9 protein-coding genes are annotated in these 10586 nt (G+C 72.4%); 3 read left to right on the top strand and 6 right to left on the bottom strand.

Annotated elements, in window-relative coordinates; genetic code table 11:
* Together ABT106_RS28450 and ureA are read right to left on the bottom strand one after the other, a co-directional pair.
* The coding region (locus ABT106_RS28450) for an urease subunit alpha (protein ID WP_351282931.1) at positions 1–938 on the bottom strand (938 nt) is incomplete at its 3' end.
* Positions 935–1732, bottom strand: coding sequence for an urease subunit gamma (ureA, locus tag ABT106_RS28445; RefSeq protein WP_351282929.1), 798 nt, complete (start codon positions 1730–1732; stop codon positions 935–937). The genes ABT106_RS28450 and ureA, both read right to left, overlap by 4 nt.
* 155 nt (positions 1733–1887) lie before the next feature.
* Between ureA and ABT106_RS28440 the strand changes: the two genes are divergently transcribed.
* Positions 1888–3318: a cytosine permease gene (locus tag ABT106_RS28440; protein ID WP_351282927.1), complete on the top strand. Its 1431-nt coding sequence runs from the start codon at positions 1888–1890 to the stop codon at positions 3316–3318.
* A 102-nt stretch (positions 3319–3420) separates the two neighbouring features.
* Here the strand turns inward: ABT106_RS28440 and ABT106_RS28435 are convergent, their stop codons facing one another.
* The 4 genes from ABT106_RS28435 to ABT106_RS28420 all read right to left on the bottom strand — a co-directional run bounded on the left by ABT106_RS28435 (position 3421) and on the right by ABT106_RS28420 (position 7171).
* Positions 3421–4506: a branched-chain amino acid aminotransferase gene (locus ABT106_RS28435; protein WP_351282925.1), complete on the bottom strand. Its 1086-nt coding sequence runs from the start codon at positions 4504–4506 to the stop codon at positions 3421–3423.
* A gap of 226 nt (positions 4507–4732) precedes the next feature.
* Positions 4733–5773: a 3-isopropylmalate dehydrogenase gene (locus tag ABT106_RS28430; protein ID WP_351282923.1), complete on the bottom strand. Its 1041-nt coding sequence runs from the start codon at positions 5771–5773 to the stop codon at positions 4733–4735.
* A gap of 121 nt (positions 5774–5894) precedes the next feature.
* The gene (locus ABT106_RS28425) at positions 5895–6026 is read right to left on the bottom strand and encodes a hypothetical protein (protein WP_267717669.1); all 132 of its coding nucleotides are present in this window, start codon (positions 6024–6026) and stop codon (positions 5895–5897) included.
* Positions 6027–6286: 260 nt separating this feature from the next.
* Positions 6287–7171 (bottom strand): LysR family transcriptional regulator, encoded by an 885-nt coding sequence (locus ABT106_RS28420; RefSeq protein ID WP_351282921.1) that lies wholly within the window; start codon positions 7169–7171, stop codon positions 6287–6289.
* 101 nt (positions 7172–7272) lie between these two features.
* On the opposite strand from ABT106_RS28420, the gene ABT106_RS28415 reads away from it, so the two are divergent.
* The gene (locus tag ABT106_RS28415) at positions 7273–8286 is read left to right on the top strand and encodes an NADP-dependent oxidoreductase (protein WP_351282918.1); all 1014 of its coding nucleotides are present in this window, start codon (positions 7273–7275) and stop codon (positions 8284–8286) included.
* A 119-nt stretch (positions 8287–8405) separates the two neighbouring features.
* On the top strand, positions 8406–10436 hold the full coding sequence (locus ABT106_RS28410) for a phosphocholine-specific phospholipase C (protein ID WP_351282916.1): 2031 nt from the start codon (positions 8406–8408) through the stop codon (positions 10434–10436).
* Positions 10437–10586 lie beyond the last annotated feature (150 nt).

The following is a 10586-nucleotide window of genomic DNA, read 5'->3' as shown; positions in this document are numbered from 1 at the left end:
GTCGGATTGGTGGAGGAACCGATCACGTTCGCCACCCCCGCCATCTTCAGCACGTTGGGCACGTGCCCGCCGCCGCAGCCCTCGATGTGGAAGGCGTGGATCGTCCGCCCGTCCAGGACCCGAAGGGTGTCCTCCACCGACAGGCACTCGTTGAGGCCGTCGCTGTGCAGGGCGACCTGCACGTCGTACTCCTCGGCCACACGCAGGGCGGTGTCCAGGGCGCGCGTGTGCGCGCCCATGTCCTCATGGACCTTGAACCCGGACGCACCGCCCTCCGCGAGCGCCTCGATCAGCGGAGCCGGATCCGAGGAGGAACCCCGCGCGAGGAAGCCGATGTTCACCGGCCACGCGTCGAAGGCGTTGAAGGCGTGCTTGAGGGCCCACGGGGAGTTGACGCCGACGCCCCACACGGGGCCGAACTCCTGGCCGATGACCGTGGTGACACCCGCGGCGAGCGAGGCTTCCATGATGCGCGGGGAGAGCAGGTGGACGTGGGTGTCGACGGCTCCGGCCGTGGCGATCAGGCCCTCGCCGGAGACGATCGAGGTGCCGGTGCCGACGACGACGTCGACTCCGTCGAGGGTGTCGGGATTGCCGGCGCGGCCGATCGCGTGGATCCGGCCCTCGCGGATGCCGATGGACACCTTGCGGATGCCGAGCACCGCGTCGATGACCAGCACGTTGCTGATCACCACGTCACAGGTGTCCCGGACCGCCGCCGCCTTCAGGTGCAGCCCGTCCCGCGCCGTCTTCCCGAAGCCCGCCAGGAACTCGTCCCCCGGCCGCTGCGAATCCGACTCCACCCGGACGGTGAGCCCGGAGTCCCCGAGGCGGACCCGGTCCCCGGCGCGGGGACCGTGCACCGCCGCGTACTCGTGCGGGTCGATGTGCCGGCCCCCGGGGGCACAGTGATCGCTGTGGGGGGTCTGGCGGCTCATGCGGGGTTTCCTTCCGGGCAGGCCGTGGGTCCGGGTGCGGCTCCGTGCGGGCCGGTGGGGTCGGCGGGACCAGTGGGGCCGGTGGGCCCGGCCGCTTCGGCGGGACCGGCCGGCCCCGTGCCGAGGTAGCCGCAGGCCGCCGCGCGGCGCAGGGCCTCCGCCTTGGCGCCGGGGGCGTCCAGCGGGCCGTCGACCAGCCCCGCGAAGCCGATGGCGACGCGCTCGCCGCCGATCGGGACCAGTCCGACCTCGCCCTCGCCGTGCGGGTCGAACCGGACGGAGGAGCCGGCGGGCACGCACAGCCGCATGCCGTAGGCGGCGGCCCGGTCGAAGTCCAGGCGCGGGTTGGCCTCGAAGAAGTGGAAGTGCGAGGTCACGCTCACCGGAACGGCCGCGGTGTTGCGCACCCGCAGGTGGAGGACCGGCTCCGGCTGCGGCACGCCCGGCCCGGGGACCACGGCGCCCGGGGCGTCGTCGCCGAGCGGGACGGCGCCCCGGATGGGGGCCGAGACGACCGCGAGGCGGGATCCGTCGTCGAAGACGGCCTCCACGTGCACCTCGGTGACCACGTCGCAGACGCCGGGCAGGACGTCGTCCGCGCCCAGCACCGAGCGGGCCTCCTCGATGGCCTCCGCGAGCCGCTTCCCGTCCCGTGCCGCCTCGCAGACCGTGTCCGCGATGAGCGCGGTGGCCTCCGGGACGTTGAGTCTCAGGCCGCGGCCCCGTCGGGCCCGGGCCAGTTCCGCAGCGCTGCGGAGCAGCAGCCGGTCGCGCTCCGTAGGGGTCAGCCGCACGCCGATCCACCACCTCTTGAGTCAATGGGTTAGAGCATCACTCTAACTCTTCATCGCATGGGAGGGAATCATTGACCTGGCGTACGGGAGTGCGTCACATTGAGTGTCGCTCAAACACTGTGCGACCACCCCCCGCCCTGCCAAGGGAGTCCCCCATGCCCATCGAACAGCGCGGAGTCGACACCATCCCCGAGGAGGAGCGGACGAGCGGTCCCCGTGACCTGATCTCGATCCTGCTCGGCTCCAACCTCTGTCTCGGCGTGATCGTCTTCGGCTGGCTGCCCCCGTCCTTCGGACTGGGCCTGTGGCCCTCGGTCACCGCCATCGTGACCGGCACCGTCGTCGGCATCGCCTTCACCGCGCCGCTCGCTCTCGTCTCCCTGCGCACCGGCACCAACCTGTCCACCTCCAGCGGCGCCCAGTTCGGCGTCCGCGGCCGTCTCGTCGGCTCGGTGGTCGGCCTGCTGCTCTCGCTCGGCTACACCGCCCTGACCCTGTGGATCGGCGGCGACGTGATGGCCGGGGTCCTCTCCCGGCTCACCGGGCTCCCGGACACGGGCGGCACGCGGGCCGCGATGTACGGCGTACTGGCCGTGTGCACCGTCGTCGGGGCCGTCTTCGGCTACCGGCTGCTGCTGCGCGTGAGCAAGGTGCTGTCCGTCGGCATGCTGGTGCTGCTCGCGGCCGGCGTGTTCGCCTACTCCGGCGACTTCACCGCGGCCGCCCCGCCGGACACCCCGTACCTCCTCGGCTCGTTCTGGCCGACCTGGCTGCTCGCCACCGTCGCCGCCGGGCTGAGCGGACCCGTCGCCTTCATCACGCTGCTCGGTGACTACACCCGCTACGTCTCCCCGCGCCGGCACGCTTCCCGTACGGTGCTCGGGGCCACCGCCCTCGGCCTGCTCGCCGGCCTGCTGGTCCCGCAGCTGTTCGGTACCTTCACCGCGCTCGCCGCCCGGGCGGGCGCCGAGTACGCCGGTCCGCTCGTGGCCGCCGCGCCCTCCTGGTACCTGCTCCCGCTGCTCGCCGCCGCCGCGGGCGGCTCGGTGGGCAACGCCGGGCTGATGCTCTACTCCATGGGGCTCGACCTCGACGCGATCCTCCCCCGGGTCACGCGCACCACGGCCACCCTGGCCGCCGCGGCCGTCGCCACCGGCTTCGTCTTCGTCGGCTCCTTCGGGTGGAACGCGCAGGCCGCGATGACCTCCTTCGTCCTGCTGCTGACCGCGATCGGCACCCCCTGGGCGGTGATCACCCTGATCGGCTACGCGCGCTGCCGCGGACGGTACGACGCCGAGGCCCTCCAGGTCTTCAACCGCCGTTCGGTCGGCGGGCTCTACTGGTACCGCGGCGGCTGGAACCCGCGCGCCACCGTCTCCTGGGCGATCGGCGCCGGGGTCGGCCTGCTCGCCGTGACCACCCCCTTCTACGAGGGCCCGCTGCTGGCCCTGACCGGCGGGGTGGACTGCTCCTTCGTGCTGTCCGGTCTGGCGGGCGGCCTCGCGTACGCCGCACTGACCGCCGGCGCCTCCCCGGCTCCCGCCCCGGCTCCCGCCGAGGAGCCGGCGGTGCGGACGGCGGCCTGAGCCCGCGCCCCCGTACGGCGAAGGCCCGCGCCTGCGGAGCTTCCGGGGGCGCGGGCCTTCGTACGCGGGACTGTCCGCGCGGGACTGTCCGCGCGGGCGGCACTAGCCGAGCGGGTGCATCCAGCCGTGCGCGTCGGCGGCGTGGCCGGTCTGGAGTTCCAGGAGTGCCTTGCGCAGGCGCATGGTGACCCGGCCGGGCTCGCCGTCGCCCTGGGTCCAGTTGGCGCGCTCGGACTTGACCGAGCCGACCGGGGTGATGACGGCGGCCGTGCCGCAGGCGAACACCTCGGTCAGGGTGCCGTTCTCGTTGTCGCGCTTCCAGTCCTCGGTGGTGATCCGGCCCTCTTCGGCGGTGTAGCCCAGGTCGCGGGCGATGGTGAGGAGGGAGTCGCGGGTGATGCCCGGCAGGAGCGAGCCGGTGAGCTCGGGGGTGACGATGCGGTCGCCGTACACGAAGTACAGGTTCATGCCGCCCATCTCCTCGATCCAGCGGTGCTCGACGGCGTCGAGCCAGACCACCTGGTCGCAGCCGTGCGAGGCGGCCTGGGCCTGGGCGACGAGGGAGGCCGCGTAGTTGCCGCCGGTCTTGGCGGCGCCGGTGCCGCCCTTGACGGCGCGCACGTAGTCCTCGGAGAGCCAGACGGAGACGGGCTTCACGCCGCCCGGGAAGTAGGCGCCGGCGGGTGAGGCGATGACGATGAAGAGGAACTCGTTGGCCGGGCGGACGCCCAGGCCGACCTCGGACGCGAACATGAACGGCCGCAGGTACAGCGAAGCCTCGCCGGAGTCCGGGACCCAGGCGCGGTCCTGCTGGATCAGCGCGTCGCAGGCCGAGATGAACAGGTCGACGGGCAGCTCGGGCATGGCCATGCGGCGGGCGGAGGTCTGGAACCGCTCGGCGTTGGCCTCGGGGCGGAAGGTGGCCACGGTGCCGTCGGGCTGGCGGTACGCCTTGAGGCCCTCGAAGATCGTCTGCGCGTAGTGCAGCGTCATGTTCGCGGGGTCGATCGACAGCGGCGCGTACGGGACCAGCTCGGCGTCGTGCCAGCCGCGGCCCTCGGTCCACTTGATCGTCACCATGTTGTCGGTGAAGTGGCGGCCGAAGCCGGGGCTGGCCAGGATCGCCTCGCGCTCCGCGTCGGACAGCGGGTTCGAGGAGGGCTTGAGCTCGATCGTGGGCGTCGTCATGAGTGCTTGTCCTTCACCGTTGTGTATGGCGGACCGCGCTCATGCGTACTAGGACGTCCGAGCTTCCCCGTATTCAGCGGCCTCGCGTTCGATTATCGCCCGCGCGAGGGGTTCGGTGAAACGGGGGGGTTTGCGGCCCAGGGGAGATGGTGACACCCGGGGCCGCACAGGAGAAGCCGCCGGGGCGATGACGACCCGGCGGCTTCCTTCAGGTGGAGCGGCCGGGTCAGCCGGCTACGCGAGCGGCGAGGGCGTCGCCGATGGCGTCGGTGGAGCGGAAGGTGCCGTCGCGCTCCGCGAGGTCGGCGCAGACGGCGTCCTCGATGCGGGCGGCCTGGGCCTCGTAGCCCAGGTGGCGCAGCAGGAGGGCGACGGACAGGATCGTCGCGGTCGGGTCGGCCTTGCCGGTGCCCGCGATGTCCGGGGCCGAGCCGTGGACGGGCTCGAACATGGACGGGAAGGCGCCGGTCGGGTTGATGTTCCCGGAGGCGGCCAGGCCGATCCCGCCGGTGACGGCGGCGGCCAGGTCGGTGAGGATGTCACCGAAGAGGTTGTCCGTGACGATGACGTCGAAGCGCTCCGGCTGGGTGACGAAGAAGATCGTCGCGGCGTCGACGTGCAGGTAGTCGGTGGTGACCTCGGGGTACTCCCGGCCGACCGTGTCGAAGACGTTCTTCCACAGGTGGCCCGCGTACACGAGGACGTTGTTCTTGTGGACCAGCGTCAGCTTCTTGCGGGGACGGGCGTTCGCCCGCTCGTAGGCGTCGCGGACGACGCGCTCGACGCCGTACGCCGTATTGACGCTGACCTCGGTGGCCACCTCGGCGGGGGTGCCGGTGCGCAGCGAGCCGCCGTTGCCGGTGTACGGACCCTCGGTGCCCTCGCGGACCACGACGAAGTCGATCTCCGGACGGCCGGCCAGCGGGGTGGCGGTGTTCGGGAACAGCTTCGACGGGCGCAGGTTGATGAAGTGGTCGAAGGCGAAGCGGAGCTTCAGCAGCAGACCGCGCTCCAGCACGCCGGACGGGACCGAGGGGTCGCCGATGGCGCCCAGCAGGATCGCGTCGTGGTGCCTGAGGGCCTCCAGCTCCGCGTCCGGAAGGGTTTCACCGGTGCGGTGCCAGCGCTGGGCCCCGAGGTCGTATGGCCTGGTCTCCAGCTTCACATCCTGGGGCAGGACCGCGGTAAGGACCTTGAGTCCCTGAGCCACGACTTCCTGGCCGATGCCATCACCGGGGATCACTGCGAGATTGATGCTGGTCGACATGACGAAACCGTACTCCGTGTCCCAGCCCTCAGACATATTACGTCCACCATGTGGACCATCGTGAACGCAACATGTCCGGGGCGACGGTGGGCGAATGCCTGCTCAGAGGCCCCGCGCGGGCTCAGTGGCCGGTCGAGCCGCCGTTGTCGCGGCGGTCCAGCGCACGCTGGAGGGCGGCGGCGGCGTTCTTGCGGTCGGAGTCCGCCGTGGAGGAGTGGCGGACACGGCGGACGGCAGCGGTGGTGGGGGTCATGGTGATCGACTCCTTGAGATCACGGCGTGGCGGGGCCACGGATGAGGGGTTCCTTCAAGGCGCCGGAAGAGGCGGGGAGCGGTGCGCCGCAGGGGTTGCCTGCCGGGGGCGCGCGCTCACGACCGCCATTCGCCGGATCGGCGAGACGTTCGGCTCCTACCAAGCTAGGCCAGGTCCGGCTGTATGTCTCCGCACTTACTCGGACTTCCTACTATCTGAGACGCCGAACCCGCCCGCGAACCCCTCGCCGGAGGTCCGTTTCAGCCCCTCGCGGCGCGAAGTTCCCTGATCAGAGCCCTCACCGTGCGGGAAGCCGCCGATTCCGGTGTGGTGACGTATCCCACCGTGCGCACCGGCCCCAGGGGGCCCAGACCGGTGATCTGGACGCCCGGGGCGTCCTCGCGCAGCGACAGCTCCGGGAGGATCGCCATGCCGAGCCCGCGGCCGACCATCGTCAGCACCATCCCGTCGTCCTCGGCCTTGACGGTGGCCCGCGGGATCCAGTCCTGGGCCCGCCACCAGTCGCGGGTGTACGAGCCGCAGTTCTCGTCCCAGTCCAGCAGGGGCAGCGCCCTCGGATCCGGGTGTCCCGCCGGGTGGACCAGGGCGTACGCCTCCTCCACCAGCACCCCGCACAGCAGCCCCGGCGGCAGCTCCGGCGATCCGCCCAAAGTGGCGATGCCCAGGTCGGCGCGGCCTGCGGCGACCTCACCGGCGGTGCCGGCGCCGAGTTCGCGCACCACCCGCACCTCGAGACGGATGCCGGGGTGCCGGGCGGCGAGCCGTTCCAGGGCGGGCGGCAGCAGGTGCAGGGCCGCGCTGCGGAACGCCGCGATCCGCAGGACGCCCCCGACGGCGTCCCCGCCGGACGTGTCCCGGCCCGCGCCGCGCACCTCCTCGCCCATGACCTCGTACAGCCGCAGGATCCGGCGGGCGTGGGCGGCGGCCCGCTCCCCCGCCGCGGTGGGCCGGGCCCCGGTGCGCCCCCGCTCGAAGAGGACGGCGCCGACCTTGGCCTCGCTGCCGCGCACGGCGTGCGAGACGGCGGACTGGGTCAGGCCGAGCGCGGCGGCCGCCGCGGAGAAGCCGCCGCGCTCCGCGACGGCGACCAGGATCCGGAGTTCCTGCGGGAGGAGATCGGCCACGGGGGCTCCCACCTCGTTCTATGAGCGTCGTTCATGGGCGTGCGGCTTCCATGAGCGCAACCCCCTGCCCGGCCGCGGGATTCCTTCCTAGCGTCGGGGCCATGACCACGCGCACCGCTCACGCCGTCCACCAGACCGCCCGCCCCGTCGGCTTCCCCGCCGCCGACGACTTCGCCCATGTCTCCTTCCCCGTCCCGGAGCCCGCGCCCGGCACGGCGCTGGTGGAGAACCTGCTGCTCTCGGTGGACCCCTACCACCGCGGGCTGATGGACGGCGGCGAGGGCGGCTTCGAGCTGAACGCCCCGCTGGAGGGACGGGCGGTGGGCCGGGTGACCGCCTCCCGCGACCCGGGCCTGGCCGAGGGCGACCTCGTCTTCCACCGTGCCGGCTGGCGCACGCACGCCCTCGTCACCCTCGGTGCGGACGGCACCCGCCGGCTCCGCGGCCACGAGGGGGTGCCGCTGGAGGCGTACCTCTCCATCCTGGGCGGCACCGGCCTGACCGCGTACGCCGCCCTGACCCGGACCGCGGCCCTGCGCGCGGGCGAGAACCTCTTCGTCTCCGCCGCGGCGGGCGGGGTCGGCACGGCGGCCGGCCACATCGCCCGGCTGCTCGGCGCCGGCCGGATCATCGGCAGCGCGGGCTCGGCGGCGAAGGTCCGCCACCTCACCGGCGAGCTCGGCTTCGACGCGGCCTTCGACTACCACGACGGGCCGGTCGGCGAGCTGCTCGCGCGGGCCGCTCCGGACGGCATCGACGTGTACGTGGACAACGTGGGCGGCGGCCACCTGGAGGGCGCGATCGACGGCTTGCGCGAGTACGGGCGCATCGCCTGGGTGGGTGCCATCTCCCTGTACAACGGCGACCGCTCCCCCGCGGCGCCCCGCAACCTCTTCGAGGTCGTACACAAGTCGCTCCGCCTGGAAGGGGTATTGGTTCGCAATCACACCAATCTGCAAGACGAGTTGGAGGGCTTCCTCGTACCCCACCTGCGCAGTGGCCGGATCGGCACCGACACCACCGTTGTCCAGGGCTTCGAGCACACGGTGGAGGCGTTCAGGGGCATGCTCAAGGGCGACAATCTGGGCAAGATGCTTGTCCGCCTGGACGGCTGAATCCGGCCACCCCGATGTTCACCGACTTCTTACCGCACGGCTGTAGACCTTTGGCGCGGCTGCCGCCACTCTTGCGGTCATTGTGCCGCCGGGGCACACGAGTTGGAGGCGAGGGGCCCGTGACACCGATCAGCCGCAGAGGGTTCGTGGGTATCGGCGCCGGACTGGTGGCGGGGGCCGCGCTGCCCGGCGCCGCGCCCGCGTCGGCGGCGGCCGCCGCCGCGAGCGGCACCCTCACCGACGTGAAGCACGTGGTGATCCTGATGCAGGAGAACCGCAGCTTCGACCACTACTTCGGCAGGCTCCGGGGCGTCCGGGGCTTCGGCGACCGCGCGGCCGGCAACATCCCCGGCGGGTGGGGCACCTTCCAGCAGCCCAACTGGGGCGGCCGCCAGTACCCGTGGAAGCTGTCCGCCACCCCGCCGGCGGGCGGGGTCGACGGCGAGACCCTCGCCCAGTGCAACGGCGACCTCCCGCACAGCTGGACCTCGCAGCACGCCGCCTGGAACAAGGGGCGGATGGACAACTTCGTCACCGGCGTCGGCAACACGCGCACCCTCGGCTACCTGGACCGCGGCGACATCCCCTTCCACTACGGGCTCGCCGACCAGTACACGGTCTGCGACGGGTACTTCTGCTCCGCGCTCAGCGCGACCGGCCCGAACCGCACCTTCCTGTGGAGCGGCAGGATCGACGCGGGCAGCAAGGACGGCGGCGACGAGTCCGGCCTGACCTGGGAGACGTACGCGGAGGCCCTCCAGCGGGCCGGCGTGAGCTGGAAGGTCTACCAGAACGCCCAGGACAACTACGGGGACAACGGCCTGGCCTACTTCAAGAAGTTCACCGACGCGGCCCCCGGCAACCCGCTGTGGGACCGGGGCATGGGCTCGGTCCCCCGGGTGACCGGCTCCACCCCGGACGACATCGCGGCCGCGATCCGCGCCGACTCCCTGGCCGGCACGCTCCCGCAGGTGTCCTGGGTCGTGGCGAACGAGGCGTTCTCCGAGCACCCGTACGCCCCGCCCGGCGACGGCGCGCACTTCGTGGACCTCGTCTACCGGGCGCTCGCCGCGAACCCGGAGGTCTTCGACTCCACCGTGCTGTTCCTCAACTACGACGAGAACGACGGCTTCTTCGACCACGTGCCGCCGCCCGTCGCGCCGCCCGGCACGCCCGGCGAGTACCTGGACGGCGTCCCGATCGGGCTCGGCTTCCGGGTCCCGATGATCGTGATGTCCCCGTGGACGCGCGGCGGCTGGGTCAGTTCGGAGGTCTTCGACCACACCTCGGTGCTGCGGTTCATGGAGCGGTGGACGGCAGCCCTCGGCACGCCCGCCGCCTGTCCGAACATCAGCGCGTGGCGCCGCCGGGTCACCGGCGACCTGACCGGCGTCTTCGACTTCGCGCACCCGGTCTACGGCGTCCCGGCGGGCCTCCCGTCCACGGCGAAGGTGATCGGCCAGGCCACCTGCGCGCCGCTCCCGAACCCGGTGCCGCAGAACAACGCCCTGCCGGCCCAGGAGCCGGGGACCCGGCCGGCGCGGGCGCTCCCGTACCAGGTCAACGGCAACCTGGACCGCTTCGAGTTCGGGGCGGCCGGCAAGATCCTGGCCTGGTTCTCGATGTCCAACCAGGGCGCGGAGGCGAAGCGGGCGGCGCACTTCTCGATCCACCCCCACCAGCACCGGGACACGGCGGCCTGGCAGTACACGGTGGACCCGGGCGCGGCCGCGACGGACTACTTCAACATCGGCCTGGGCCACGGTTCCGGCAAGTACGACCTCTCGATGCTCGGCCCGAACCGCTTCCTGCGCCGCTTCATCGGCGACGCGACCAAGCCGGGCAGGGCCCTGGAGGTCGCGGCCCGCTACGCGGCCGAGCCGGGCACCGGCAGGACGGCGCTCCACTTCAGGATGACGAACGCCTCCGGCGCCCCGGTCACCTTCACGATCCGCTCCAACGCCTACCGCACGGACGGCCCGTGGACCTACACGGTCCCGGCGAACTCCTCCCGCGAGGACCACTTCAACGCGGTGGCCCACCAGAACGGCTGGTATGACTTCACCGTCCTGGCCGACTCCGACGGCACCTGGTCGCGCCGCTACACCGGGCACATCGAGACCGGAGCCCCGAGCGTCTCGGGGGCGTAGCGGCGGCTACAGCACGTCCCCATTGCGCCAGTCGAAGTCGAGCCGCCCGGCGGGGTCCGGCAGGGCCCCGCCGGGCGGCGCCCACACGTAGGTGAAAGATCGAGCTGGCCCGGCCGCGCAACGTAATCGGCAAGTCCACGGTCGAGGCGA

It is taken from the genome of Streptomyces sp. NPDC002044, assembly GCF_040296725.1.
Classification (GTDB): Bacteria; Actinomycetota; Actinomycetes; order Streptomycetales; family Streptomycetaceae; genus Streptomyces; species Streptomyces antarcticus.
Note: the sequence above shows the minus strand (reverse complement) of the source record. Positions and strands in the feature narration are given on the sequence as shown.

What these genes read in the sequence shown, in the direction of transcription:
- ABT106_RS28435 (WP_351282925.1), bottom strand. Translation starts at nt 4,506, where the DNA reads ATGACGACGCCCACGATCGAGCTCAAGCCCTCCTCGAACCCGCTGTCC.
- ABT106_RS28440 (WP_351282927.1), top strand. Translation starts at nt 1,888, where the DNA reads ATGCCCATCGAACAGCGCGGAGTCGACACCATCCCCGAGGAGGAGCGG.
- ABT106_RS28425 (WP_267717669.1), bottom strand. Translation starts at nt 6,026, where the DNA reads ATGACCCCCACCACCGCTGCCGTCCGCCGTGTCCGCCACTCCTCCACG.
- ABT106_RS28415 (WP_351282918.1), top strand. Translation starts at nt 7,273, where the DNA reads ATGACCACGCGCACCGCTCACGCCGTCCACCAGACCGCCCGCCCCGTC.
- ABT106_RS28430 (WP_351282923.1), bottom strand. Translation starts at nt 5,773, where the DNA reads ATGTCGACCAGCATCAATCTCGCAGTGATCCCCGGTGATGGCATCGGC.